This is a genomic window from Qipengyuania soli (genome assembly GCF_015529805.1).
In the GTDB taxonomy this organism is placed as follows: domain Bacteria; phylum Pseudomonadota; class Alphaproteobacteria; order Sphingomonadales; family Sphingomonadaceae; genus Qipengyuania; species Qipengyuania soli.
Genome location: NZ_CP064654.1, coordinates 1 through 23,908, shown reverse-complemented (window position 1 = coordinate 23,908; position 23,908 = coordinate 1). Strand labels below are relative to the sequence as shown.

27 protein-coding genes are annotated in these 23,908 nt (G+C 64.7%); 17 read left to right on the top strand and 10 right to left on the bottom strand.

Annotated elements, in window-relative coordinates:
* Nucleotides 1–12 precede the first annotated feature (12 nt).
* The gene (locus IRL76_RS00135) at nucleotides 13–249 is read right to left on the bottom strand and encodes a hypothetical protein (RefSeq protein WP_200982041.1); all 237 of its coding nucleotides are present in this window, start codon (nucleotides 247–249) and stop codon (nucleotides 13–15) included.
* Nucleotide 250: 1 nt separating this feature from the next.
* On the opposite strand from IRL76_RS00135, the gene IRL76_RS00130 reads away from it, so the two are divergent.
* Both IRL76_RS00130 and IRL76_RS00125 read left to right on the top strand, forming a co-directional pair.
* Nucleotides 251–763: a GNAT family N-acetyltransferase gene (locus tag IRL76_RS00130; protein ID WP_200982040.1), complete on the top strand. Its 513-nt coding sequence runs from the start codon at nucleotides 251–253 to the stop codon at nucleotides 761–763.
* Between the two features lie 10 nt (nucleotides 764–773).
* Complete coding sequence (locus IRL76_RS00125; RefSeq protein WP_200982039.1) at nucleotides 774–1,736, top strand: SDR family NAD(P)-dependent oxidoreductase; 963 nt, start codon at nucleotides 774–776, stop codon at nucleotides 1,734–1,736.
* Here IRL76_RS00125 and IRL76_RS00120 read toward each other — a convergent pair.
* The 3 genes from IRL76_RS00120 to bufA2 form a co-directional block, all read right to left on the bottom strand.
* Complete coding sequence (locus tag IRL76_RS00120; RefSeq protein ID WP_200982038.1) at nucleotides 1,730–2,488, bottom strand: HvfC/BufC N-terminal domain-containing protein; 759 nt, start codon at nucleotides 2,486–2,488, stop codon at nucleotides 1,730–1,732. The two genes, IRL76_RS00125 and IRL76_RS00120, sit on opposite strands and share 7 nt — an antisense overlap.
* On the bottom strand, nucleotides 2,485–3,321 hold the full coding sequence (gene bufB / locus IRL76_RS00115; protein WP_200982037.1) for an MNIO family bufferin maturase: 837 nt from the start codon (nucleotides 3,319–3,321) through the stop codon (nucleotides 2,485–2,487). The genes IRL76_RS00120 and bufB overlap by 4 nt, the downstream gene beginning before the upstream one ends.
* Nucleotides 3,322–3,432: 111 nt before the next feature.
* On the bottom strand, nucleotides 3,433–3,717 hold the full coding sequence (gene bufA2 / locus IRL76_RS00110) for a BufA2 family periplasmic bufferin-type metallophore (protein ID WP_200982036.1): 285 nt from the start codon (nucleotides 3,715–3,717) through the stop codon (nucleotides 3,433–3,435).
* Nucleotides 3,718–3,923: 206 nt separating this feature from the next.
* On the opposite strand from bufA2, the gene IRL76_RS00105 reads away from it, so the two are divergent.
* The 4 genes from IRL76_RS00105 to IRL76_RS00090 are packed head-to-tail and all read left to right on the top strand — an operon-like array spanning nucleotide 3,924 to nucleotide 5,895.
* On the top strand, nucleotides 3,924–4,211 hold the full coding sequence (locus tag IRL76_RS00105; protein WP_200982035.1) for a BufA1 family periplasmic bufferin-type metallophore: 288 nt from the start codon (nucleotides 3,924–3,926) through the stop codon (nucleotides 4,209–4,211).
* A 26-nt stretch (nucleotides 4,212–4,237) separates the two neighbouring features.
* A complete protein-coding gene (locus IRL76_RS00100; protein WP_200982034.1) occupies nucleotides 4,238–4,696 on the top strand; it encodes a DoxX family protein in 459 nt (152 codons plus the stop codon).
* A gap of 25 nt (nucleotides 4,697–4,721) precedes the next feature.
* Nucleotides 4,722–5,252: a sigma-70 family RNA polymerase sigma factor gene (locus IRL76_RS00095; protein ID WP_200982033.1), complete on the top strand. Its 531-nt coding sequence runs from the start codon at nucleotides 4,722–4,724 to the stop codon at nucleotides 5,250–5,252.
* A gap of 1 nt (nucleotide 5,253) precedes the next feature.
* Nucleotides 5,254–5,895, top strand: coding sequence for an NrsF family protein (locus tag IRL76_RS00090; RefSeq protein ID WP_200982032.1), 642 nt, complete (start codon nucleotides 5,254–5,256; stop codon nucleotides 5,893–5,895).
* A 3-nt stretch (nucleotides 5,896–5,898) separates the two neighbouring features.
* On the opposite strand, the gene IRL76_RS00085 is transcribed toward IRL76_RS00090, so the two are convergent.
* Complete coding sequence (locus tag IRL76_RS00085) at nucleotides 5,899–6,900, bottom strand: zinc transporter ZntB (RefSeq protein ID WP_200982031.1); 1,002 nt, start codon at nucleotides 6,898–6,900, stop codon at nucleotides 5,899–5,901.
* A gap of 70 nt (nucleotides 6,901–6,970) precedes the next feature.
* Here IRL76_RS00085 and ispG point away from each other — a divergent pair, with 70 nt between their 5' ends.
* From ispG to IRL76_RS00060, 5 genes are read left to right on the top strand one after another with little or no spacing between them, the layout of a single operon-like run.
* Entirely contained in the window at nucleotides 6,971–8,110 is a 1,140-nt protein-coding gene (gene ispG / locus IRL76_RS00080) for a flavodoxin-dependent (E)-4-hydroxy-3-methylbut-2-enyl-diphosphate synthase (protein ID WP_200982030.1), read from the top strand.
* An 18-nt stretch (nucleotides 8,111–8,128) separates the two neighbouring features.
* Complete coding sequence (locus IRL76_RS00075) at nucleotides 8,129–9,544, top strand: NAD(P)-binding protein (RefSeq protein WP_200982029.1); 1,416 nt, start codon at nucleotides 8,129–8,131, stop codon at nucleotides 9,542–9,544.
* Nucleotides 9,541–10,032, top strand: a complete 492-nt coding sequence (locus IRL76_RS00070; protein WP_200982028.1) for a thioredoxin family protein — start codon at nucleotides 9,541–9,543, stop codon at nucleotides 10,030–10,032. Before IRL76_RS00075 ends, IRL76_RS00070 begins: the two co-directional genes overlap by 4 nt.
* A gap of 42 nt (nucleotides 10,033–10,074) precedes the next feature.
* Nucleotides 10,075–10,611: a retropepsin-like aspartic protease family protein gene (locus IRL76_RS00065; protein WP_200982027.1), complete on the top strand. Its 537-nt coding sequence runs from the start codon at nucleotides 10,075–10,077 to the stop codon at nucleotides 10,609–10,611.
* A gap of 58 nt (nucleotides 10,612–10,669) precedes the next feature.
* Nucleotides 10,670–11,383, top strand: coding sequence for a murein L,D-transpeptidase catalytic domain-containing protein (locus tag IRL76_RS00060; RefSeq protein WP_246449862.1), 714 nt, complete (start codon nucleotides 10,670–10,672; stop codon nucleotides 11,381–11,383).
* A gap of 9 nt (nucleotides 11,384–11,392) precedes the next feature.
* On the opposite strand, the gene IRL76_RS00055 is transcribed toward IRL76_RS00060, so the two are convergent.
* Nucleotides 11,393–12,823, bottom strand: coding sequence for a L,D-transpeptidase family protein (locus IRL76_RS00055; protein ID WP_200982026.1), 1,431 nt, complete (start codon nucleotides 12,821–12,823; stop codon nucleotides 11,393–11,395).
* 149 nt (nucleotides 12,824–12,972) lie between these two features.
* On the opposite strand from IRL76_RS00055, the gene IRL76_RS00050 reads away from it, so the two are divergent.
* A complete protein-coding gene (locus IRL76_RS00050; RefSeq protein WP_246449859.1) occupies nucleotides 12,973–13,860 on the top strand; it encodes a DMT family transporter in 888 nt (295 codons plus the stop codon).
* On the opposite strand, the gene IRL76_RS00045 is transcribed toward IRL76_RS00050, so the two are convergent.
* Nucleotides 13,857–14,003, bottom strand: a complete 147-nt coding sequence (locus IRL76_RS00045; RefSeq protein WP_200982025.1) for a hypothetical protein — start codon at nucleotides 14,001–14,003, stop codon at nucleotides 13,857–13,859. The genes IRL76_RS00050 and IRL76_RS00045 overlap by 4 nt on opposite strands.
* 216 nt (nucleotides 14,004–14,219) lie before the next feature.
* Here IRL76_RS00045 and acnA point away from each other — a divergent pair, with 216 nt between their 5' ends.
* The 3 genes from acnA (at nucleotide 14,220) to IRL76_RS00030 (ending at nucleotide 18,349) form a co-directional block, all read left to right on the top strand.
* Nucleotides 14,220–16,895, top strand: coding sequence for an aconitate hydratase AcnA (gene acnA / locus IRL76_RS00040; RefSeq protein ID WP_200982024.1), 2,676 nt, complete (start codon nucleotides 14,220–14,222; stop codon nucleotides 16,893–16,895).
* Between the two features lie 19 nt (nucleotides 16,896–16,914).
* A complete protein-coding gene (locus IRL76_RS00035) occupies nucleotides 16,915–17,625 on the top strand; it encodes a prolyl hydroxylase family protein (RefSeq protein WP_200982023.1) in 711 nt (236 codons plus the stop codon).
* A 64-nt stretch (nucleotides 17,626–17,689) separates the two neighbouring features.
* Nucleotides 17,690–18,349, top strand: a complete 660-nt coding sequence (locus IRL76_RS00030) for a hypothetical protein (protein ID WP_200982022.1) — start codon at nucleotides 17,690–17,692, stop codon at nucleotides 18,347–18,349.
* A gap of 600 nt (nucleotides 18,350–18,949) precedes the next feature.
* On the opposite strand, the gene ruvB is transcribed toward IRL76_RS00030, so the two are convergent.
* The 3 genes from ruvB to ruvA are packed head-to-tail and all read right to left on the bottom strand — an operon-like array spanning nucleotide 18,950 to nucleotide 21,109.
* Nucleotides 18,950–19,981 carry a Holliday junction branch migration DNA helicase RuvB gene (gene ruvB / locus IRL76_RS00025; RefSeq protein WP_200982021.1) on the bottom strand — a complete coding sequence of 344 codons (1,032 nt, stop codon included), beginning with the start codon at nucleotides 19,979–19,981 and terminating at the stop codon, nucleotides 18,950–18,952.
* Nucleotide 19,982: 1 nt separating this feature from the next.
* Nucleotides 19,983–20,495, bottom strand: coding sequence for a DsrE family protein (locus tag IRL76_RS00020; protein WP_246449858.1), 513 nt, complete (start codon nucleotides 20,493–20,495; stop codon nucleotides 19,983–19,985).
* 11 nt (nucleotides 20,496–20,506) lie between these two features.
* Nucleotides 20,507–21,109 (bottom strand): Holliday junction branch migration protein RuvA, encoded by a 603-nt coding sequence (gene ruvA / locus IRL76_RS00015; protein WP_200982020.1) that lies wholly within the window; start codon nucleotides 21,107–21,109, stop codon nucleotides 20,507–20,509.
* Nucleotides 21,110–21,207: 98 nt separating this feature from the next.
* Between ruvA and aroC the strand changes: the two genes are divergently transcribed.
* Together aroC and IRL76_RS00005 are read left to right on the top strand one after the other, a co-directional pair.
* Nucleotides 21,208–22,275, top strand: a complete 1,068-nt coding sequence (gene aroC, locus IRL76_RS00010; RefSeq protein WP_200982019.1) for a chorismate synthase — start codon at nucleotides 21,208–21,210, stop codon at nucleotides 22,273–22,275.
* Nucleotides 22,276–22,752: 477 nt separating this feature from the next.
* Nucleotides 22,753–23,908 (top strand): hypothetical protein (locus IRL76_RS00005; RefSeq protein ID WP_200982018.1); only part of this gene is annotated, 1,156 nt, incomplete at its 3' end.

Sequence of the window (23,908 nt, the reverse complement as noted above, 5' to 3'; positions counted from 1 at the left end):
TAGCACCGGCAGTTATCCACTCAATCCCCAGTCACCGTTTTGTAAAAATACGCCATCGGTGATAGCCGCAAGCTCGAACGGATTTCGATGAGCAATTTTCACCGGATTCGGATCTTGCGCCAGGAGCAAAAGCTCCGGCCCTTCGGGGGGAGGGGAAAGGGGGCGCGAAGCACGGGCTTCGCGCCCCCATTTGATTCCCTTCACGCAAACCTCTTCAATTGCGGCGAGCTCCGGACTAAGCCGCTGCACGATGCAGCTTCGCCCCGCCACCATCGATGACGCGCAAGAGCTGGCCGATTTCGGTCGGGAGAGCTTCGCCGCGGCCTTCGCCCACCTCTACCGCCCGGAAGACCTCGCCGCCTTCAACGCCGAGAGCTACTCGCCCGAGGCGGTGGAAGCGGAAATCGCAGGCGACACCTGCACCCACCGCATCGCCGAGGACGACGGGAAGATCGTCGGCTATTGCAAGCTGCGCTACCCCAGCAAGCTGGCGGGCTATTCGCAGGCGGCCAACCCGCTCGAACTGGGCCAGCTCTATACCCACCCATCGATGACCGGCACCGGTATCGGCGCGAAGTTGATGGACTGGGCGCTCGACGTCGCGCGCGATGGCAGGCACGATTCGGTGCTGCTGTCGGTTTGGAGCGGCAATCACCGGGCGCAGAAATTCTACGAGCGATACGGCTTCGCCAAGATCGCGGACATCCACTTCAAGGTCGGCGAACAGCTCGACGAGGAATTCCTGTACGAACTGCCATTGTAAGGAGAGAGACATGGCGAACTTCGGTTTCGAAAGCACCGCGGATGACGTGCTTGAGGGCAAGGACCTGTCGGGCAAGACCGCGCTGGTAACCGGGGGCTATTCGGGGCTCGGTCTCGAAACCGCACGGGCCATGGCTGTGAAGGGCGCGCATGTCATCCTTTCGGGTCGCGATGCCACCAAGCTGTCCGCCGCAGCCGACGAGATCGCCACTGCGACCGGCGCGAAGGTCGATACGCTGGTCTGCGACCTCGCATCGCTCGCCAGCGTGCGCAGCGCGACCGACGAAGCCAATCGCCGCTTCGACAAGATCGATCTGCTGATCAACAATGCCGGCGTGATGGCCTGCCCGCTCGACCGGACAGCCGATGGCTTCGAGATGCAGTTCGGCACCAATCACCTCGGCCACTTCCTCTTCACCAACCGGCTCGTGCCGCTGCTGGAAAAGGGCGACCACCCGCGCATCGTCAACCTGTCGAGCCGTGGCCACCATTTCGACGGCGTCCATTTCGACGATCCGAATTACGACAGCCGCGAGTACGAGAAGTGGACCGCCTACGGGCAGTCCAAGACCGCCAACGTCCTCTTTTCCGTCGGGCTGGAGCAGCGCCTCTCCGACAGGGGCATCCATGCCTATGCCGTGCATCCCGGCGGCATCCAGACCAACCTCGGACGCCACATGACCGAGGACGACATGAAGTGGATGATGGATCGCATCCGCAAGAATTCGGAGCAGAGCGGCGCTCCGGCGCAAGGGTTCAAGACCATCCCGCAAGGCGCGGCGACCAGCTGCTGGGCCGCGACTGCAGACGAACTCGAAGGTGCAGGCGGGCTCTATTGCGAGGACTGCCATGTCGCCGACCAGAGCGACGACAATCCGAGCGGCGGCGTGCGCAGCTATGCCATCGATCCTGGTAATGCAGACCGCCTGTGGTCTCTGTCGGAGGAGCTGGTGGGGGAAAGCTTCGCTTACTGAAGAACGCTGGCGAGCAGCCCGTCGCGCAGCCAGCGGGCGAGCATCAGGCCCGCCTCGTTCACTGCGGCATCTTCGCCAAGGTCGGCTGCGAGCAGGCTACATGCCTCGGAGAAACTAGACCCTGCGAGCATGGCGACAAGGGCGCGTCCTTCCCACTGCGGGCGCAGGACGAAGACAGGCCTCTCTCCTTCGCGCCAGACGATGGCGGAGTGCGGTTCATCGAGGGACAGCAAGTCCGGTTCGCTGCCATCCGAGGCGAGCGAGGACCACAGGCAGACAAGGTCGAAGCTTGCGCTGGTACTTGCCGTGCCGGGCAAGAAAGCGAGGCGCAGGCTCGCCCATTCCCCTTCCCCGAAACTCGCTGTCGCGGCACCGAATCCTGCCATGTCCAGCGGCTCGGCATCGGCAGCGGTGAAGGCACAGTGCATGGCCCATTCGAGCGCCGCCAGTTCGGAGACGTCGGGATCCTTGGCGAAGAGGTCGGCGCAGGTGTCGGGAAAGCCGGCGCCGGCAAGGTCGAGCGTCCAGCTCGACGGCGGATGGACGATGCAGTGGTGGGCGGCGGCAGTGCGGAATGCATCGGCGCCGACCAGCCTGTCGGTCCGCTCGAAGGTTGCGCGCAGCGCCTCGACCAGCGAGGAGCGGTAGTTGTTGCGGTAGATGGCAAACCCGTCGGCGCGGTCGTCGGCGACGTCATCCTCGGCGAGGATCCGGCCGAGGAAATCCTCCTGCAACTGCGCCAGCGTACTCATGCCGCCTCGCGCTCACGATGCAGGCTCGCGAAGTCGCGGGCAATCGCCAGTTCGTCGAGCAGGTTGGGCAGTGGCGGTATCTTGTCGTCGCGCTCGATCATCACTGCGACGTCGATCGAGTGCTTCATCACCTCGCCGAACAGCTGCCAGACGCCATCGGACACAGCGCGATCATGGGTATCGACGATGATCTCGCCCGGCTGATGCCCGGCAAGGTGGATTTGTCGTACGCGATCGAGCGGCAGGCCGGAGATGTAGTCGCGCGCATCGAATGAGTGGTTGTGCGCACTGACGTAGACGTTGTTCACGTCGAGGAGCAGGTAGCAGCCGGTCCTGCGCACCATCTCGGCCAGGAATTCCCACTCGGCCATCTCGTCGTGCGGAAAAGTCAGGTAGCTCGACGGGTTCTCGAACAGCATCGGGCGGGCGAGTGCGGTCTGGGCCGCGTCGATATTGTCGCACACCACGTCCAGCGCCTCACGGGTCAGCGGCAGCGGCAGGAGGTCGTGCGAATTGTGGGCGCTGGTGCGGGTCCAGCACAAATGGTCGGAAACCCACAGTGGCTCGATCCGCTCGGCGAGGGTTCGCAACCTTGCGAGATAGTCTCGGTCGAGCCCGTGGGCAGAGCCGATCGACAGCGACACGCCGTGGAGGATGACCGGATGCCTCGCGCGGACCTCTTCGAGGATGCGCAGCGACTTGCCGCCATCGACCATGTAATTCTCCGAGATCACCTCGACGAAATCGACCGGCACGCGGCCGCCGAGGAAGTCGGCGTAGTGGGTGCGACGAAGGCCGAGGCCGAAGCCGGAGAACGGGGCGATGTGAGTCATGGAAAAGCTCGCGAGGAAAGGGGTGGCGGCCCGGCGCGGGACGGGTTGGGGGGAGGGTTACGCCGGGCCGCCTGTTCGAGCGACCTTGGGGCTCGAAAGTTTTTGCTTCGGTTAGCCGAGGTCGCCGATGGTGCCGCCCTTGGTCAGGCAGGCGCCGGCCTTCATGGCCTTGAAGCCGTGGCCCTTGCACTCGTTCTGGCCCTTGCACTGGTGTTCGGTGGTGGCGCAGTCGGCAGTGCCCTTGCAGCTGTTGACGCCATAGCAGTGGACCGTGTCGTCGGCACCGACGGCGCGGCCGCTGCTGCCTGCGGGTGCTTCTGCGGCAAAGGCGCTCATCGAGCTGAGGGCGAAGAGAGCGGCGGCAGCGGCCATCGCGGGACGGGTGGTGGTGGTCATGGCATCTGATCCCTTGTGAAGATGAATGTACGAAATGCGAGGTGTGCGACGGGGCACACCCGGCAGTTCGGAACGCATCTCCAGCCGGTTACAGCGGCAAATATTTTCGCAGCTCCGTAACCTCCCCCCGGACCTTCGCGAATGGACGGCCACATCCGGCGGGATCGCCGCGATGAACGGACAACCCATTCTTCGAGAGACATGCCATGAACGCCAATTCGATTGCCCGCCTCGCCGGCCTCGCCCTTACCGCCGGTGTCGCCGCCGGCCTCGCCAGCACTCCCGCAGCCGCGCAGAAGAAGCCGGAAATGGAAAAGTGCTACGGCATCGCCAAGGCCGGTCAGAACGACTGTGCCGCAGGACCCGGAACAAGCTGCGCCGGTACTTCGACCCGCGATTACCAGGGCAATGCCTGGAAGCTCGTCGCCAAGGGCACTTGCATCAAGACCGAGACGCCCAAGGGCAAGGGCTCGCTCACCGCGATCAAGCGCTGATTGCTTCAGTCGAGGGGAGGTCCACGATGCGCAGCCTGCTTTCCGCCTATGACAGCCTGACCGCCTGGCTCGCCTCGCGCCTGCCCGAAAGCCTGGCGCTGCTCGTCCTGCGCGTTGCGCTGGGCGGGATTTTCTGGCGCTCGGGCCGGACCAAGATCGAGGAGGGCACGCTCTTTTCGATCAGCGACCAGGCCTATGCGCTGTTCGAGTACGAATACACCGGCCTCCCCCTTCCTCCCGCCATTGCGACCCCGATGGCGACCCTGGCCGAGCATCTGCTCCCCCTCCTGCTGGTGCTCGGCCTCTTTACCCGCTTCTCCGCGCTTGGCCTGCTTGTCATGACGCTGGTGATACAGGTCTTCGTCTATCCCGAGGCCTGGTGGCAGACGCACATCTTGTGGTTCGCCATGGCCGCGATCCTCGTCTCGCGCGGGGGCGGACTGTTTTCGCTCGACGCAGCGCTCGCCGGGTGGCGGACGCAGTGATAGGTTCGGCATCGGAGGGCACGCGATGATCGCCGACGAGAGCGCGCTGGCACGGCTGATGGCCGCTTCGCAGAAAGGCGATGCCAATGCCTATCGCGTGCTGCTGGCCGAAGTTCAGCTGTGGTTGGAGCGCTATTTCCGGCGCCGCGTCGCCCCGGCGCAGCTCGACGATCTGGTCCAGGACGTGATGATGGCGCTCCACGCCAAGCGCGCGAGCTGGGATCCGACCCGCGCCTTCATCCCCTGGCTCGCGGCGATCGCGCGCTATCGCTGGGTCGACCATTTGAGGAAGGTGTATCGCAGCGCCGAGGACGAGCTTGGCGACCACGACGCCGCCGACGACAGCGACGAGGAAGCGGTGCTTGCCCGCATGAGCCTCGAACGGTTGTTCGTCCACCTCCCCGAAAAGCAGGTCGAATGCATCGAACTGGTCAAGATCGAGGGGCTGTCGATAGCCGAAGCCTCCGCCAGGACCGGCCAGAGCGAAAGCCTGGTCAAAGTGAATATCCATCGCGGGCTCAAGAAGCTGTCCGCGCTCGTAGAAAAGGCCGAATGAAATGAACCGGGTTCCCAATCCGCTGATCGACGAACTGGCGAGCGATCTCGCCCCGGTCAGCCCCATGACGCATCGCACCGGCATAGCCGTGGCGTTTGCGGCGCTCGCACTTTCGGTAACCGGTACAGCGCTGGTCGAGGGTATCTGGATGGCCCCCTACGCCGGGCAGGCCTCACCCTTCTTCCTGATCGTCAACCTGGCCTTCCTGCTGCTGGGGCTTGCCTGCGCCGGTGCGGTATTGCGAATGGCCTCGCCGAGCGTGGGCAATTCCTACGCCGGTTCAGGCTGGGCACTGGCCATGACTGCAATCCTGCCCGCTGCCACGCTCGTCGCCCTTCTCGGCCGCGGCGATGCACTGGCGGCGATCGACGAGGCTTTCGCCCTCCACTGCGTCACCGCTCCGCTGCTCACTTCACTCGTCACCGCTACCGCGCTTGTCTGGTGGCTGCGGCGCGGAGCACCGGTCTCGGCTACGCGCGCGGGATTTCTCACCGGGCTTGCTGCGGGAGCGCTGGGCACGTTCTCCTACGGCCTGTCCTGCTCGTTCGACACTGTCGCGCATCTCGGTCTGTGGCACATGGTGCCAGTGGCGATAGCTGCACTGGCAGGCCGGATTGTCGTGCCCTACCTCGTGCGCTGGTAGGCCTTAGAGCCAGCGCAGACGGCGGAACACCACGATCAGCGCGACGAACAGCAGCGCACAGATCGCGGCGACGGTCCAGAATGCGTCAGGATCGTTCATCCCGGGCATTCCGCCGACGTTGATGCCGAGCAGGCCGGTTAGGAAACTCAGCGGCAGGAAGATACCTGCGACGATGGTCAGCATGTAGGTGGCATGCTCGCTCGAGGCGAGACTGCGGGCGCGCAATTCGTCCTGCAGGACCACCGCGCTTTCCTTGCTGATGTCGATGTCGTCGAGATAACGACGCAGGCGGGCGATGCTCTCGGCAATCTCGCGCCGGTCGTGCCCTTCGAACCACATTGGCGCATCGCGGCTGATCTGTTCCAGCGCTTCGTGCTGGGGGGCCATATGGCGCTTGAGCGCGAGGCAATTGCGCCGGATGGTCGAAATCCGGTGCAGCATCTGCTCGGCATGCTGGTCCGGATCCTGGGCCTCGAGTTCGTCGAGCACGTAGTTCATGTCGATGATCGACTGGCTCATCCGGGTGATGAGCAGTTCGGCCAGCAGCGTGATGGTTGCTCCGGCATCGGGCGGTCCCTGTCCCTGGTCGATCGCCATCAGGATTTCGCGCGGGGTTTGCAGTGGGTGCCGGCGCAGCGTGATCAGGCGCTGGCCGTCGCTCCACAACTGCATCGAGATCATGTCCTCCGGCTCGGCCCCCGGATTGAAATTGATCCCGCGTAGCGTCGCCACCAGCGTTTCGCCCTCGCGAAAGGCACGCGGCCGGTTCTGGTCGCCGGTCAGCAGTTCGGCAGTCGGCTCGGGAAGCGAGAGTTTCTCTTCGAGCCAGTGCTGCATACCCGGCCGGGTACGGTCGAGGTGAAGCCACATGACCTCGTCCGGATTGCCGGGGGACCAGTCCTGTGCGTCCTCCCAGGTAATCGGACGTCCGCCACCTTTCCCGTCGAGCACACGCCCGAACAACAGAGGGGTCACATGTTCGAAGTCGTCGTTCGGATCCTTCATGCCAGCCTCATGCCCCAAGCCGCGCGCCGTGTCATTGCCCCTTCATGCTTCGCCCTCTATATCGCGGCCCATGTCCTCTATCCGTCCCTGGCGCGACATCATGCGCCGCCAATCGCGCCAGATCATGGTCGGCAACGTCCCCGTAGGCGGCGATGCGCCGATTACCGTCCAGACCATGACCAATACGCCGACCGAGGACGTGGGCGCGACGATCGACCAGATCCGCCGCTGCGAGGATGCGGGCGCGGACATCATCCGCGTGTCCTGCCCGACCGAGGAGGCGACCGCGAACTTCGACAAGATCACCCGCGCAGCCAACGTCCCGATCGTCGCCGACATCCACTTCCACTACAAGCGCGCTCTCGAAGCCGCCGACAGGGGCGCGGCATGCCTGCGCATCAATCCCGGCAACATCGGTTCGTCCGAGCGCGTGGCCGAGGTCGTCCGCGCGGCCAAGGCCAACGGTTGCGCGATCCGCATCGGCGTGAACGCGGGCAGCCTCGAGAAGGACCTGCTCGAAAAATACGGCGAGCCCTGTCCCGAGGCGCTGATCGAAAGCGCGCTCGACCATATCAAGCTGCTGCAGGATCACGACTTCCACGAATACAAGGTGGCGGTGAAGGCCAGCGACGTCTTCCTCGCGGTCGCGGCTTATCACGGCCTCGCCGACGCGGTGGACTGCCCGCTGCATCTCGGCATAACCGAGGCGGGCGGGCTGATCGGCGGGACCGTCAAGTCCTCGATCGGCATCGGCAGCCTGCTGTGGGCCGGCATTGGCGACACCATCCGCGTCTCGCTTTCCGCCGAGCCGGAGCAGGAAGTGAAGGTGGGCTACGAGATCCTCAAGGCGCTCGGCCTGCGCACCCGCGGCGTCCGCGTGGTGTCCTGCCCCTCGTGCAGCCGCCAGGGCTTCGACGTCATCCGCACGGTCGAGGCGCTCGAAAAGCGGCTCGAACACATCAAGACGCCGATGAGCCTTTCCGTGCTCGGCTGCGTGGTCAACGGCCCTGGCGAAGCGCGCGAGACCGACATCGGCCTGACCGGGGGCGGCAATGGCAAGCACATGGTCTACCTCTCGGGGGTCAAGGACCACCACATCGAGAACGAGGACATGCTCGACCACATCGTCAGGCTGGTCGAGGCCAAGGCGGCACAGATCGAGGCAGGGGAAGCGGTCGCCTTCGATCCCCATGCAATAGCGGCGGAGTAACACTCCGAAGGAGGGCGAATGGCAATCGAGACAGACTACCTCATCGTGGGAGCCGGGGCGACCGGCCTCGCCTTCGCCGACACGCTGCTCGAACAGGACCCCGACGCCGACATCGTCTTCATCGACAAGCATTCCGCGCCGGGCGGGCACTGGAATGACGCCTATTCCTTCGTCGCGCTGCACCAGCCGAGCGCGACATACGGCATCAACCGCCTGCCCCTCGGCCAGGACCGCATCGACGAGGCGGGGCCGAACAAGGGTTTCTACGAGCTTGCGGATGGGGCCGAGGTGCTGGCCTATTTCCAGTCGGCCATGCGCGACCACCTGCTGCCGACGGGCCGAGTGAGATACTTCCCGAACAGCGAATTCCTAGGCGACAACCGCTTCCGCAACATCTTCTCGGGCGAGGAGACAAAGGTCACCGTGCGCCGCAAGCTGGTCGATTCCACCTATTTCGAGACCTCCGTGCCTTCGACGCACAAGCGCAAGTTTGCCGTCGCCGATGGTGTGCGCGTGGCCGTGCCGGGCGAATTGCCCAACCTGTGGAAGCAGGCCGAAAGCCTGCCGCAGCACTACGTCATCCTCGGCGCGGGCAAGACCGCGATGGATACCGGCGTCTGGCTGCTCGAGGCGGGCATCCCTCCCGAAGCGATCACCTGGGTGAAACCGCGCGAGAGCTGGATACTCAACCGTGCCCGGGTCCAGCCGGGTGAACAGTTCTTCGAGGACACGATCAGCGGCCAGATCGCGATCATGGAGAACGCCGCCAAGGCCGAAAGCGTCGCGGCGCTGTTCCACGCACTTGAAGATGCCGGGGTCATGTTGCGGATCGACGAGGCGGTCGAGCCGGAGATGTTCCACTATGCCACCATCTCGCAGGGCGAAGTCGACCGGTTGCGGACCATCGACCGGGTCATCCGCAATGGCCGCGTCGAGCGGATCGAACATGGCCGGATGATCATGCGCGACGGCGAGGAGGCAGTCCCCGAAAACTCGCTCTACATCGACTGCACGGCAACCGCTGTTCGGCCAAAGCCTGTTGCGCCGCAATGGCAGGGCGACAGGATCGTGCTGCAATTGCTCCACGTCCCGCTTGTCACCCTCAATGCCGCAGTCAGCGCCTTCATCGAGGCGAACTTCGACACCGACGAGGAAAAGAACGCCCTGTGCAAGCCCGCTGCCTTCGTCGATTCGATAGACGGATATGCAGGCACCATCCTCGGCACCGGCACGAACCGTTTCCTGTGGTCGCAGAATCCCAAGGTCGCGGGATTCCTCGCAAAGTCGCGGCTCGACCCGGCGGCACCGACGATTGCCTGGCTCGCGCAGAACGCCCCGCACCGGCTGGCCATCCTCCAGCGGTTCAGCGAAGCGAGCATGGCGGCCATGCCGAACTTGCAACGATTGGCAGCAAGCGCCATCGCATCCGCATGATCCGTTTCGCTTTTGCGCTGGCCCTTGCCGCGCCGCTCGCCGCTTGCGCGACTGTTCCACCCGTGGCAGCCGAACTGCCTGACGCTGCACCCTATGCCGAGGGCCGCGATGCCATGGCCGATGTCGATGCAGCGCTCGCCCGCGCTGCCGAGCGCGGCACGCGGGTGTTGCTCGTGATGGGCGGCAACTGGTGCCACGACAGCCGCGCACTCGCCGGATGGCTGGAGACCCCCCGCCTCGCCGCCCTGGTCGCCGAGCGTTACGAGCCGGTCTATGTGCACGTCGCCTATCCCAACGGCGGCGAGCGGACCAATATCGCGGTTGCCCGCCGCTTCGGGATCGACGAGCTGCCGGGCACGCCCAATGTCTTCGTCATCACGCCCGAAGGCCGCCTGGTAAACCCAGAGACCGTAACCGGCTGGCGCAACGCCTCGAGCCGCAGCGAAGAGGCGATTTACACAGAACTGGCCGCCCTCGCCGACCGTTGAGCGCTTTACCCGCGCTTAATCCCTCTTTGCGACAATGGCAGCATGCGCGAAGCCGTGCTCCTTGTCGTCGCCGTATGCGCCTTTGTCGGCGCAGCCTTCGTGCCGGGCGGCGCCTTCGATTCCGCGACCGGCGAAAGCGCATCGCGCGAGGAGGCCAACAAGGTCCTCGCCGAAGTCGAACGCAAGGAGGCCTTCGCCTCGTGGAGCGCGGGGGAAACCGTCCTGCCGCGCGGAGCCAACGGCCATTTCTTTGCCGATGCCATGATCAACGGGGTCCCCGTCGGCTTCATGGTCGACACCGGCGCCAGCGTCATTGCTTTGACCGGAGCGGACGCCACCGCAGCAGGCCTGACCTGGAGCGATGCCGATGTGCGCGAAGTCGCCTCGGGCGCGAGCGGGCCGGTCTACGGCGTCTATGTGCGGCTCGACCATGTCGAACTGGGCCGTCACGAGGCGGACAATGTCGAAGCGATCATCGTGCCCGAGGGACTCGGCATCTCGCTTCTCGGACAGAGCTTCCTGCGCACGATCGAGCCGGTGCGTATCGAGGGCGACAAGATGATCCTCGGCGGATCGTAGCCCTGCCCCCGCCGACCGATTGGCAATGGAACCGCGGCGGCCGAATTGCTATATTGGTATGGTGAAGAGGCGTGACATCCTTCGTGGCGGACTTGCTGCCGGACTGGCTTCGGCCTTGCCGGCGCGCGTATTCGCCCAGGTGAACCCGACTGCGTCGCGCGACCGGGAACTCATGGACCTCGCCCGGTCCGAACTCGCCCGCGTGGGTTCGGGTATCTGGAAGAAGGATATAGTCGGCGTCGCCGACTTCGGCCTCCATTCGGCTGAACGCCGGTTTCATTTCGTCGACGTCGTGAACGAGCGCGTGCAGAGCTTCCACGTCAGCCACGGCGACGGTTCGGATCCGCAGCATGATGGCTGGCTGAAATATTATTCGAACCAGGAAGGCTCACACTGCACCAGCCGCGGGGCTTACATGACGCGCAGCTGGTACACGGGCAAATTCGGCACCTCGATCCGGCTGGACGGTCTCGACCCGAGCAATTCGGAAGCGCTTCCGCGCGCCATCGTCATGCACCAGGCAAGCTATGCGACGCCCGAACACGTCTCGCGCTGGGGCCGGCTGGGCCGGTCGAACGGCTGTTTCGCCATGGGGCCGGAACAGTTCGACCGCGCCCTCATCGACCTGTCGGGCGGCCGCCTGCTGGTCGCCGGGAGCTACGGGCTGACCGAGACCGGGGGACGCATGAACCCGCCGCTCGCGCAGACCGACCTGCTGGTCCGCGATCCGGCCACGGGCACTTTCGACCGGACGAACCCCGGGGTTTACTGAGCTTCTCGATCAGGTCTGGAGATCGTCGACGATCTCGACCACTTCCTCGTTGGTCTTGCGCGCACGGTTCTGCTGGCGCGGCGCATCGAGCGCGGCGAGTACCGGGGCATCGCGTTCATAGATGTCGGCGAACTTGGTCAGCTTGTCGTTCACGTCGACGCCATAAGTGAAATAGGTGATGTAGACCGGCCACTGGTTGACCATCGGGTAGCGGGTGTATTCGCCGCTCGCCGTGATTTCCGACACCTCGGCCTGGATGACCGGCAGGTCGGCCTTGGTCTTGGCATTGCCCAGCATCGACATGGTCATGGCCAATTCGCGCGCGCCCTGCACGCGGATGCAGCCATGGCTCAGCGCACGGTTGTCCTGCGCAAAGAGATGGCGGCTCGGCGTGTCGTGGAGGAAGATCGCATGCTCGTTGGGCATGTCGAGCTTCATCAGGCCAAGCGAATTGTTCGGCCCGGGCTGCTGGACGACGGTAATCCAGCCGTTCTCGCCCTTGGTGCCCTTGTAACCGGCGGCCTTGGCCCAGCCGGGATTGGCGAGCACCTTGGCCCCCAGGCCTTCGCCCTTCACGATGCTCTGCGGCACGGTCCAGGTCGGGTTGAAGATCACAGCTTCGACCATCTCGGCAAGCTGCGGCGTCGCGGTCCGGCCGGGCTTGCCGACCACCACGCGATAGGTCTTGATGTTCTTGTCGTTAACCGTGAGGCGCAGCTGGTATTCCGGCACGTTGGTCAGCAGGTATTTCTTGCCCAGGTCCTGCCCCAGCCACCGCCAGCGGTCCATGTTGGCGCGGATCAGCGCGCGCTTGGCCGGGTCCTTGGTCAGGGCAAGGTCTTCCTTGAGACGCGCGTAGTGCGGATGCGTCGGGTTGAGCGCCGTCAGCGTGCCCGCGATGTCACCGCTCGCCAGCGCGCTTTCCAGCAGCTTGTGCGTCGGCATGCGATCGGGGTCGGGATCGACCACGAACCACTGCTTGCGCGCTTCCATCGGCGTGCGCCCGTCGCGCAGGTCCTCGACCAGCCACACGAAAGTCTGGCTGGCAACCTCGTTGAGGGCAGGTCCGGCACCCGCAGCAATCGCGGCCTTGAGCCCGTCGGCATTGTAGTCGGCGACGCGCAGCCCCTCGGCCTTGACCGAAGGAATGAAGGCCAGCAGCTTCTGTGCATTGGCGAGCGACCATTCGCCGACCAGCGAGGGCACCTCCTGCACCACTTCGCCCGACTGCATCTTGATGTCGTCGAAAGCCTGGTCGACGCTTTCCTGCTTGGGCGCAGGCGCAGCTGCTTCCTTCTTGGTGAAATCAGGCAGCTTCTCGGTCACCTTGGCCGGCTCGGGCGGGAGAAGGTTCTCCGGCTTGCGATCCTGCGCAACGCCGGGGTTGGCGAAAAGGGCCGCTGCAGCGACCGAACCGAAAAGGAATTTTTTGTACGTCATTCGTCCCACCGTTTGCGCCGCAGGCTCCGAGGCGCGCGCGGCAGCATCCTATGCAATATCACCCTCATCTCCAAGATCGCGGCTTACAAGAGCCTGAACTGGCGCATCATATGATGACGCGGCGCAACACCCGCATTATGCGACGAACGGTGAGCGACCATGCCAATCCCATCCGCCCGATCCTGGCGACCGCCTTTGGCATAGCGCTGCTGTCGCTGATGGACGCCTTCATGAAGAGCGCCTCGCTGGCGCTGGGCGCATACATGGCGGCACTGCTGCGATCCTCGCTTGCCTTCGCCATCGTGGCCCCGGTCTGGCTGGCGACGAAGAGCCGCTGGCCATCGCGCGAAGTGATGAAGGTTCACCTGACCCGCGGGGTCGTGGGATCGATGATGGCGCTGACCTTCTTCTATTCGCTGACCAAGCTGCCGCTGGCCGAGGCAATTGCGATTTCCTTCATCGCGCCGATCGTGTCGCTCTACCTCGCCGCCGTCATGCTGGGCGAGACGATCAATCCGCGCGCGGTCTGGGGTGCGTTGTTGGGGCTGGCGGGCGTGCTGGTGATTGTCGGGGGCAAGTTCGACCGCGGCAATCTCAACGCGGAAACTTGGCTCGGCCTCGCGGCGATCACCGTATCGGCGCTGCTCTACGCCTGGAACCTCGTGCTCCAGCGGCAACAGGCGCTGGTGGCCAAGCCGCTGGAGGTCGCGACCTTTTACATGGGCACGGCGGGTCTGGTCTATCTCGCCGCCGCGCCCTGGCTTTTCGCCATGCCCGCAATCGGCGATCTCAAGGATGTAGGCATATCGGCGGGCCTGTCGGTGCTCGGCGCGCTGACCATGTCATGGGCCTATGCCCGTGCGGAGGCGCAGGTGCTGGTGCCGCTCGAATATTCGGGATTCGTCTGGGCGGCGCTGTTCGGCTGGCTGCTGCTCGGCGAGAGCCTGACCGCGAGTGCAGTTGCGGGAACAGTACTGATCGTGGCCGGGTGCTGGATTGCGACGACGCGCAGGCGGCCCGAGATCAGCGCGGTCTAGCGAACCGATTCAGCTGCCGTGGCCGGAGCATCGGCGAAGGTGAAGGCAGCGGAAAAGCAGCCGACCACGGCCAGCGCGGCAGCGATTACGGCTATACGGATGGGTTGACGCGAGCGTGTGCCCGCAGCCTGAAGCGACGACATCTGGTAACTCCTCATTGGGTTCGCACGAACCGCGTCGCGCGCCTGCCCCGATTTTGCCTTAATAATCGATGAAGCGGGGCTTGGGTTCCGCCAAGGCGTTTTTCAGGGGCGGCGGACCTTGATTTTTGCCCGCTTTGCGCGCAGGGCGCGGGCACATTTTCGCCGCACCCGCGAAGGCTCGCGATGCGGCTCCGGACAGAAAGGACACGCCCCCGCATGACCCAGGTCGGCAAGGACACGCTCGGTACCCGCTCAACCCTCACCGTCAACGGCAAGGACTATGCCTATTACTCCTTCGCCAAGGCGGAAGCGACCATCGGCGACGTGTCGAAGCTGCCTTTCAGCCTGAAGGTCCTGCTGGAGAACATGCTGCGTTTCGAGGACGGCGGCTTCACCGTTTCGACCGAGGACGCGCAGGCGATTGCCGACTGGCAGCGCAACCCGTCGACCGGCAAGGAAATCCAGTACCGCCCGGCGCGCGTGCTGCTGCAGGACTTCACCGGCGTGCCCTGCGTGGTCGACCTTGCCGCCATGCGCGACGCGATCGCCAAGCTCGGCGGCGATACCGCCAAGATCAATCCGCAGGTTCCGGTGAACCTCGTGATCGACCACTCGGTCATGGTCGACGAATTCGGCCACCCCAAGGCTTTCGAGAAGAACGTCGAGCTCGAATATGCCCGCAATGCAGAGCGGTACGACTTCCTCAAGTGGGGCTCGAAGAGCTTCCAGAACTTCACAGCCGTGCCCCCGGGCACCGGCATCTGTCACCAGGTGAACCTCGAATACCTCGGCAAGGGCGTGTGGTCTTCCGAAGGTGAGGACGGCCAGATGGTCGCCTATCCCGACACCTGCGTCGGCACCGACAGCCACACCACCATGATCAACGGCCTCGGCGTGCTGGGCTGGGGCGTCGGCGGGATCGAGGCCGAAGCGGCCATGCTCGGCCAGCCGGTCTCGATGCTAATCCCCGAAGTCGTCGGCTTCAAGCTGACCGGCGCAATGGCCGAGGGCGTCACTGCCACCGACCTCGTCCTCACCTGTGTCCAGATGCTGCGCGAAGTCGGCGTGGTCGGCCGCTTCGTCGAATTCTACGGCGAAGGCGTCGCCAACCTGACCCTCGCCGACCGCGCGACCATCGCCAACATGGCCCCCGAATATGGCGCGACCTGCGGCTTCTTCGGTATCGACGACAAGACGCTCGAATACATGCGCCTTACCGGCCGCGACGAGCAGACCATTGCCCTCGTCGAAGCCTATTCGAAGGCGCAGGGCATGTGGTTCACGCCCGAGAACGAGCCGGTCTTCACCAAGACCCTTGAGCTCGACGTGTCGAAGGTCGTCCCCTCGCTCGCCGGTCCCAAGCGCCCGCAGGACCGCGTCGCGCTGCCCGGCGTTGACGAACTGTTCAACAACGACCTCGTCCAGGTCTACAAGAAGAGCGCCCCGGCGCGCGTCGGCGTGGACGGCAAGGACCACGACATCGGTGACGGCGACGTCGTGATCGCGGCCATCACCAGCTGCACCAACACCTCCAACCCCGACGTGCTGATCGCAGCCGGCCTCGTCGCCAAGAAGGCGAACGAGAAGGGTTTGAAGCCCAAGCCGTGGGTCAAGACCAGCCTCGCCCCGGGATCGCAGGTCGTCACCGACTACCTCAACAAGTCGGGCCTGCAGACGCATCTCGATGCGATCGGCTTCGACCTCGTCGGCTATGGCTGCACCACCTGCATCGGCAACTCGGGCCCGCTGGCCGAGCCGATCTCGAAGGCGATCAACGGCAATGACATCGTCGCCGCCAGCGTCCTTTCGGGCAACCGCAACTTTGAAGGCCGCGTGTCGCCCGACGTGCGCGCCAACTTCCTCGCCAGCCCGCCGCTGGTGGTCGCCTATGCACTCAAGGGCACGGTGACCGAGGACATCACCGAAACCCCGATCGGCCAGGACCAGGACGGCAATGACGTCATGCTTGCCGACATCTGGCCGAGCAACGCCGAGGTGCGCGAACACCGCGCCGCCAACATCGACCGCCAGATGTTCGAAAGCCGCTACGCCAACGTCTATGCCGGTGACGAACACTGGCAGGCGATCAAGGTCGAGGCTTCGGACACCTATCGCTGGAACCCGACGAGCACCTACGTCGCCAACCCGCCCTATTTCGAAGGCATGGGCATGACCCCGGCGCCGGTCACCGACATCACCGATGCCAAGCCGCTGGCAATCCTCGGCGATTCGGTCACCACCGACCACATTTCGCCTGCCGGTTCGATCAAGGCCGACAGCCCTGCCGGCACCTACCTGCAGGAGCACCAGGTCTCGAAGGCAGACTTCAACTCATATGGTAGCCGCCGCGGCAACCACGAGATCATGATGCGCGGCACCTTCGCCAACATCCGCATCAAGAACGAGATGGTCCCCGGCGTCGAAGGTGGCGTGACGACCTACAATGGCGAGCAGATGGCGATCTACGACGCCGCCATGAAGCACAAGGCCGACGGCACGCCGCTGGTGGTCATCGCGGGCAAGGAATACGGCACCGGCTCCAGCCGCGACTGGGCGGCCAAGGGCACCATCCTGCTGGGCGTTCGCGCGGTCATCGTCGAAAGCTTCGAGCGTATCCACCGCTCGAACCTCGTCGGCATGGGCGTGCTCCCGGTCCAGTTCAAGGACGGCGACACCCGCGCCTCGCTCGGACTCAAGGCGACCGACAGCTTCACCATTCGCGGCCTCGCCGACCTCGTTCCAGGTCAGGACATCGAGGTCGAGGTGACGCGCGAGGACGGCTCGAGCTTCACCTTCACCGCGCTCTGCCGCATCGATACCGCGAACGAGATGGAGTACTACCGCAACGGCGGCATCCTCCACTACGTCTTGCGCAAGCTGGCGGCGGGCTGAGAAGAGCAGGCGGCGCAGCATGCTCGAGGGCCTGCGCCGCCGCTTCGGTCTCGCGCAATTCGACGAAAAGGCCGATCCGGCGAAGCTCGCGCGGATCGGTGACGAAGTGCGCGCGCGGCTGGCAACAAACCCGCGCGCCGAGGACAGGGGCGGCGCGAAGGCCGACCTTTTCCTCGTCCCCGACATGCTTTCGCCCGACCAGTGCAAGCGGCTGATCAAGGCGATCGACAGCCGCATCACCCGCTCGACGCTGTTCAGCGACCGCGTCGCCCCCGCAGGACGAACCAGTTCGACGCACTATTTCCGCAAGGACCTGCCAGAGACCCGCGCCGCGACCGCTGCGATCGATGCAACGCTCGGGATCGAGCGGCGACATGGCGAGACGCTGCAGGGCCAACGCTATCTCGTCGGGCAGGAATACCGCCACCACTGCGATTTCTTCCGCCAGGATCGACCCTACTGGCCCGGCGAAAGGCCGCGCGGCGGGCAGCGGACATGGACCGCCATGATCTACCTCAACGAGGTCGAAGAAGGCGGCCAAACGGAGTTTCCGACGCTGGGCCTCGTCGTAACTCCGCGCCCCGGCCTGATGGTCGCGTGGAACAACATGGACCGCAAGGGCCGGCCCAATCGTGCCACGCGGCATGCAGCCTTGCCCGTGCTGGCGGGCAGCAAATACGTCGTGACGCAGTGGTATCGCCAGGAGGACTGGCAGGTCAGCCGCGGCTGATCGAGGGGCTCAGGCCCCGCGCTTCACCCGCAGCTTGCGCCGGCCGAGGATCGCGGCGGCCGCCATGCCGAACAGCGCCATCATCGGCGGCGCAGGCACGTCGGTGCCGCTGCTGCTGCCGGTGGTCGAACCCGAGGTCGACGAGCTGCTCGAGGTCGAGGTGCTCGACGACGAGCTGGTCGAGGTTGAGCTCGACGAGCTGGTGCTGCTGGTGACATTGCCCGAAGTCGAGGTCGAGGTGGACGTCGAGGTCGAGGTGCTCACGTCGCCCGAGGTCGAGCTGGAAGTCGACGAGCTGACATCGCCCGAGGACGAGCTGGTCGTCGTGCTGCTGACCTGGCCGGTGGAGGTCGAAACACTACCGGTCGAGGTCGAAACGCTCCCGGTCGAAGTCGAGACGCCGCCGGTCGAGGTCGAAACCGAACCCGTGGAGGTCGAGACAGCGCCCGTGCTGGTCGAAGTCGACGACGAACTGGAAACCTCGCCCGTGCTGGTGGTCGAGGTAATGCCGCCCGTCGAAGTCGAGGTCGAGCTGCCGCCGGTCGAAGTCGAAGTGGAGCTGCCTCCGGTGGAGGTGGAGCTGCCGCCCGTCGAGGTCGTGGACGAGATGTTGACCACGGGAGGTTCGCCGCCGGTGGTGGTGGTCGAATTGACGATCACGCTGCCGCCGCTCGAACCGCCGAAGAAACCGCCGAAGAAACCGCCTCCGAAACCGCCGCCGTAGCCGCCACCATAACCACCGCCCGGAATCGAGCGCGAGGCGCCGCCGCTACCCGAAACGACCGGAGCCTGCGGCAGCGGCGGAACGGGAACAGGGACCATCGCCTCGCGATAGACGGGCGGGCAGATGTTGTCGGGATTGTAGGCGGCCTGCGGCGAATCGGCGGGCACGCACTGCACCGGGCGCGGCGGGATCGTGCGCTTTGCCTGGACCGGACGGCGCGGGATCGCGCGCTTGACCGGCTTGGCCTGCTTCACCTGCTTGACCATCTTGGTCTTGTACTGCGGATTGTCGGTGATCGGCTTTTCCGCAACGTGGACGGCGCCGCCCGCAACGAGCGCCCCGCCCGCCGCAGTTGCCGCCAATTTCGCCAAGGCTGACTTTACCGACATCGTTCAATTTCCCTCTGGACCAGCTCCACGAAAACGCCCCCCGTGGTTTCCGGCCCCTTCACCCCGTTCGCGATTTCCCATGGAGGAATCACGCCGAACGGAATTAATATTCGCACATCGCAGACAAAAGTAAATTTCTCGCGGATTTGCGAGCTTTCCGGAGCCCGCGTCCCGTTTCGGGACCAACTGCGGCAAGGGTATTACCGGGCAGCTAACCCTCTTCGTCGAACATGTCGGGCTGCGGGCGCGAAGGTGGCGTGATTCCAAGGTGCTGCCAACCGCCATCGTTGAGCATGCGCCCGCGCGCAGTCCGGGCGATCAGGCCGAGCTGGATGAGGTAGGGCTCGATCACTTCCTCCACCGTGTCGCGCGGTTCGGAAAGCCCTGCCGCCAGCGTCTCTACGCCCACCGGGCCGCCCTTGTAAGTCGTTGCAATCATGGTGAGATAACGCCTGTCCATGGCATCGAGGCCAAGGCCGTCGACCTCCAGACGGGTGAGCGCCTCGTCGGCGACCTTGCTGGTGACCGTCGCCTCGCCCAGCACATGGGCGAAATCGCGCACGCGGCGCATCAGGCGTCCCGCGACACGCGGCGTGCCGCGCGAACGGCGGGCGATCTCGCGCGCACCGCCTTCGTCGATACCCATGCCGAGCAGGCCCGCGCCGCGGGTGACGACCTTCAGGAGCTCGTCTTCGGTGTAGAAATTGAGCCTCACCGGGATGCCGAAACGGTCGCGCAAGGGGGTGGTCAGCAGGCCCTGCCGCGTCGTCGCGCCGACCAGGGTGAAGGGCGGCAGGTCGATCCGCACGCTGCGCGCGCTCGGCCCCTCGCCGATGATGATGTCGAGCGCGCGGTCCTCCATCGCCGGATAGAGTACCTCCTCGACCACCGGATTGAGGCGGTGGATCTCGTCGATGAAGAGCACGTCGTTGGGCTCGAGATTGGTCAGCAGTGCGGCCAGGTCGCCCGCCTTGGCGATCACCGGCCCGGACGTAGCCCGAAAGCCGACGCCAAGTTCCTTCGAAACGATCTGCGCGAGCGTGGTCTTGCCCAGCCCCGGAGGGCCGAAGAACAGCACATGGTCCATAGCCTCCCCTCGCGAGCGGGCGGCCTCGATGAACACGCGCAAATTCTCGCGCGCCGCCTTTTGCCCGACGAACTCGGCAAGCGATTTCGGCCGCAGGGCGGCATCCGGATCCTCCGGCTGGCGGGCGGGGGAATGAAGGGGAACGGGTTCGGTCATCTCAGAACGGGTTCACCGTGTAGCCGCGCTGTTGCAGCAGCGCATGAGCGGTCATGGCGGAGAGTGCCATTTCGACGCCCGGGATCAGCTGGTCCTGCGTCACCCCATAAGCTGCCGCGCTCTGGCCGCAGACGATGAAGCGCACGCCATGCTCGATCATGATCTGGACCATGTCGGCGGACGGGTTATCGCCGCGCGCAAGCAGGTCGTTCACCGCCTTGCCGTGGACGACCACCGCGATGCGGATGTTGTCCTCGGGCACGCCATGGGCGACGTGCATGTTGATGAAGCGCGCCGCGCTTTCGAAGCCCTTGTTCCATTCCCCTGCTTCGGCCGGCTTGGAGACATCGAATGCCACCGCGAATTCGGTGTCGGCAGGGACCTGTCCGATCCCTTCCACCGGAGCGTGCGGGCCGAACTGCTTGAAGACCGGACCGGTCTTGAAGGTGCTCATATCCTGCGCGGCAAGCGGACTTGCCAGCAAGGCCAGAGTGACCATGATTACCTTGCGCATCGAGCTTCTCCTCACCCAGCAGCCTTTCTCAGAGCAACCCTTATCAGATCGCCCTCGCTCGCGCCCTCGCCCAGTTCGCCTTGCGCCAGCGCCACGGCGCGCGCAGCGACGGCGGGCTTGAAGCCCAGGTTCTCAAGCGCGCTTACGGCATCGGCACTGTGGCTTCCCGCATGGGAGATCGCAACGCCGACCGGACCAGGGCCGCCCGGTAGCGCGCCTGCCTTGTCCTTGAGCTCGTTGACGATGCGTCCGGCGAGCTTCGGCCCGACACCGTTCGCCCGCGCGACCATTGCCGCATCGCCGTTGGCACAGGCCTGTTGCACTTCGGCAGTCGACAGCGCCGAGAGGATCGCCAGCGCGACCTTGCTGCCCACGCCCTGCACCTGTGTCAGCAGGCGGAACCAGTCACGCTCCGCGCTTTCCGCGAAGCCGAGCAGGCGCATGTCGTTTTCGGAGACCTGCAGGTCGGTATAGACCGTGCAGGCCTCGCCGACCTCGCCCAGCGCTGCCAGCGTCTTGGTCGAACAATGGACGAGATAGCCGACGCCGGAGACGTCGATCACCGCCCAGTCGGCGCCGGTTTCGTCGAGCAGTCCCTTGAGTTTCGCGATCATCTGGTGCGCTCAGCAATCATGGTTTGTTCTTGCGCCTCAAGAAGGATTTGGTCCAGCGCCGATGGACTTGCGCCCACAGTTGCGACAGACAGGATGGCATGAGCTGGAACACATTCGGACGCGTGCTTCGCTTCACCACCTGGGGGGAGAGCCACGGCCCCGCGATCGGCGCGGTCGTCGACGGGTGCCCGCCGGGCCTTGCGCTGGCGGAATCCGACATCCAGCCCTTCCTCGATGCGCGCAAACCCGGGCAGAACAAATTTACCACCCAGCGACAGGAAGCCGACGAGGTCCGCATCCTTTCGGGCGTGTTCGAGGGCAAGACGACGGGCACCCCACTGAGCTTGCTGATCGAGAACACCGACCAGCGGTCGAAGGATTATTCGGAGATCGCCAACACCTATCGCCCCGGCCATGCGGATTATGCGTATGACGCGAAGTACGGCTTTCGCGACTATCGCGGCGGCGGGCGATCAAGCGCGCGGGAGACTGCGATGCGGGTGGCCGCCGGCGCCGTGGCGCGGCTTGTCATCCCTGAAGTGAGCATCATGGCCTATGTCGTCGAGATCGGCGGCGATGCTGTCGACCCGGCGAATTTCAACGCAGAGGAAATCGGCCGCAATCCGTTCTGGTGCCCCGATCCCGAAGCCGCGAAGCGCTGGGAGAAGCTTGTCGACGACGCACGCAAGGCCGGCTCGTCGCTTGGCGCAGTGGTCGAATGTATCGCGACTGGCGTTCCCGCGGGCTGGGGCGCGCCGATCTATGCCAAGCTCGATGCGGACCTCGCCAGCGGCATGATGAGCATCAACGCAGTCAAGGGAGTGGAGATTGGCGACGGCTTCGGCGCCGCACGCCTGACCGGCGAGCAGAACGCCGACCCGATGCGCCCGGGCAATGATGGCCCCCGCTTCGAAGCAAACCACGCGGGCGGCATCGCCGGGGGAATCTCGACCGGCCAGCCCGTAGCCTGCCGCGTCGCCTTCAAGCCGACCAGCTCCATCCTTACCCCGGTGGAGAGCATCACCCGCGATGGCGAGGCAACCGAGGTGCGCACGAAGGGCCGCCACGATCCCTGTGTCGGCATCCGCGGGACCCCGGTGGTCGAGGCAATGATGGCGCTGGTGCTGGCAGATCACAAAATGCTCCACCGCGCCCAATGCGGCTGAGCACATGCAAGCGGCTCAATATTAACCGAATTGCCTTCCCGGAAGCCATAGTTGCCTTGCGTTGCATCGGACCATTCGGGTGCGCAGGAGCGCCGCGAACGGTGCAAATCCGTCAAATTCTCACGATTCCTATACTTTAGGGCAGCCAGAACAAATCGTCCTGCTCAAAGGGGTCAGTCTTATCGTGTTGACTCCCTTAACCAAAAAATTAACCATCCCGCGCTGCTGCCCGAGTCGTTTGGTCCGCTCATAGAGTCTTCGCGGCCCTGACCCCTCGGGAAACTAGAATAGCTGGTCGCGTGCAGTTTGCGTTGGAATCTGCGTATCGACGTTTCGCGTGCCATACACTTGGCACAGCCCCGGCTATTTCTGGCTCCGGCTGCACTCAGATTTGATTGACTCCGACCGCGCAACCAATCGCGCGGTTCAACAATCGGCGACCGCCATCGCAGGGCGGTTGAGCCCGGGAGAGTTCTGATGGCAGTCTACACGAATGACGATGGCATCTCGCTGGTCGACCTCACCACCCTGATCGACGACACGGATATCGATGCCACCGTCAACGGCGCTTACTTCACCATCGAAGCTCTCGAGTCTTCGTCCGGGACGGGGCTGATCCAGTCGTTTGTCCGCCTGCAGCAATCAGGTGACGAGGACGGCTACAATACCTCGGGTCGCCCGATCAACGACCCGGACGTCAACACGTCGCTCCAGTTCACGCACAACCTGCTGCTGGCCGACGTCCCGATCGTGATGATCGACGGCGTGCCGCACTACGAATTCCTGCTCGACATCAACCAGACCAATGCCAATCCGCTGATCTCGCTGGACGAACTGCAACTCTACACGAGCTCGACTGCCAGCCTTACCTCGGGCGTCGAGACCGCCGCCTTCCAGAACGCCACAGACCTTGTCTACGATCTCGACGGGGCCGGCGACACCTCGATCCTGCTGAACTACGAACTGCAGTCGGGCAGCGGTGCGGCCGACATGTATTTCTACGTGCCCGTCAGCGATTTCACCGGCGATCCGGCGACAACCTACGTGTATCTCTTCTCGTCCTTCGGCGAACTCGGCGCGCTCGACGCAACCGACGAGGATGGCACCGGCGACATCCCTGATGCGCTTTACGGTTCGTATGCGACGAACGACGGTTTCGAGGAATGGGCGGTTTCCCGCACCATCAGCGGCCCGACTATCGATGGCTACAAGTGGGAAGACAGCAACGGCAACGGGGTCTGGGACCAGGGCGAACAGGCGCTCAGCGGCTGGAAGTTCGACTACAGCTACACCATTGGGAACGGCTCCAATGCAGTAACCTACAACGGCACTGCCGTGACCGACGCCAATGGCCGCTACATCATCCCGATCGTCAGTTCGAACCAGGCCTACACCATCACCATCACCGAGCAGGTGCAGGACGGATGGATCAACACCTATGATGGCGATGCGACCGTAAACGGGTCGACCCAAGTCGTTATCGGACGCAACCTCACCAACCTCCCGGATGGCGATCCCCTCACTACCGAACGAATGAATTTCGGTAATTTTGAGAAGTTCGACATCTCCGGCACCAAGTACACCGACATCACCGGCGACGGCCTGTCGGAGGACGACACCGGCCTCGGCGGGG

Coding starts and splice junctions, on each gene's coding strand:
- IRL76_RS00055 (WP_200982026.1), bottom strand. CDS start 12,823: ATGACGTACAAAAAATTCCTTTTCGGTTCGGTCGCTGCAGCGGCCCTT.
- bufA2 (WP_200982036.1), bottom strand. CDS start 3,717: ATGACCACCACCACCCGTCCCGCGATGGCCGCTGCCGCCGCTCTCTTC.
- IRL76_RS00045 (WP_200982025.1), bottom strand. CDS start 14,003: ATGTCGTCGCTTCAGGCTGCGGGCACACGCTCGCGTCAACCCATCCGT.
- IRL76_RS00085 (WP_200982031.1), bottom strand. CDS start 6,900: ATGAAGGATCCGAACGACGACTTCGAACATGTGACCCCTCTGTTGTTC.
- ruvB (WP_200982021.1), bottom strand. CDS start 19,981: ATGACCGAACCCGTTCCCCTTCATTCCCCCGCCCGCCAGCCGGAGGAT.
- IRL76_RS00030 (WP_200982022.1), top strand. CDS start 17,690: ATGCCGAACAGCGCCATCATCGGCGGCGCAGGCACGTCGGTGCCGCTG.
- aroC (WP_200982019.1), top strand. CDS start 21,208: ATGAGCTGGAACACATTCGGACGCGTGCTTCGCTTCACCACCTGGGGG.
- IRL76_RS00130 (WP_200982040.1), top strand. CDS start 251: ATGCAGCTTCGCCCCGCCACCATCGATGACGCGCAAGAGCTGGCCGAT.
- IRL76_RS00075 (WP_200982029.1), top strand. CDS start 8,129: ATGGCAATCGAGACAGACTACCTCATCGTGGGAGCCGGGGCGACCGGC.
- ispG (WP_200982030.1), top strand. CDS start 6,971: ATGTCCTCTATCCGTCCCTGGCGCGACATCATGCGCCGCCAATCGCGC.
- IRL76_RS00060 (WP_246449862.1), top strand. CDS start 10,670: ATGGTGAAGAGGCGTGACATCCTTCGTGGCGGACTTGCTGCCGGACTG.
- IRL76_RS00125 (WP_200982039.1), top strand. CDS start 774: ATGGCGAACTTCGGTTTCGAAAGCACCGCGGATGACGTGCTTGAGGGC.
- acnA (WP_200982024.1), top strand. CDS start 14,220: ATGACCCAGGTCGGCAAGGACACGCTCGGTACCCGCTCAACCCTCACC.
- bufB (WP_200982037.1), bottom strand. CDS start 3,321: ATGACTCACATCGCCCCGTTCTCCGGCTTCGGCCTCGGCCTTCGTCGC.
- IRL76_RS00100 (WP_200982034.1), top strand. CDS start 4,238: ATGCGCAGCCTGCTTTCCGCCTATGACAGCCTGACCGCCTGGCTCGCC.
- IRL76_RS00105 (WP_200982035.1), top strand. CDS start 3,924: ATGAACGCCAATTCGATTGCCCGCCTCGCCGGCCTCGCCCTTACCGCC.
- ruvA (WP_200982020.1), bottom strand. CDS start 21,109: ATGATCGCGAAACTCAAGGGACTGCTCGACGAAACCGGCGCCGACTGG.
- IRL76_RS00065 (WP_200982027.1), top strand. CDS start 10,075: ATGCGCGAAGCCGTGCTCCTTGTCGTCGCCGTATGCGCCTTTGTCGGC.
- IRL76_RS00095 (WP_200982033.1), top strand. CDS start 4,722: ATGATCGCCGACGAGAGCGCGCTGGCACGGCTGATGGCCGCTTCGCAG.
- IRL76_RS00035 (WP_200982023.1), top strand. CDS start 16,915: ATGCTCGAGGGCCTGCGCCGCCGCTTCGGTCTCGCGCAATTCGACGAA.
- IRL76_RS00070 (WP_200982028.1), top strand. CDS start 9,541: ATGATCCGTTTCGCTTTTGCGCTGGCCCTTGCCGCGCCGCTCGCCGCT.
- IRL76_RS00020 (WP_246449858.1), bottom strand. CDS start 20,495: ATGCGCAAGGTAATCATGGTCACTCTGGCCTTGCTGGCAAGTCCGCTT.
- IRL76_RS00120 (WP_200982038.1), bottom strand. CDS start 2,488: ATGAGTACGCTGGCGCAGTTGCAGGAGGATTTCCTCGGCCGGATCCTC.
- IRL76_RS00090 (WP_200982032.1), top strand. CDS start 5,254: ATGAACCGGGTTCCCAATCCGCTGATCGACGAACTGGCGAGCGATCTC.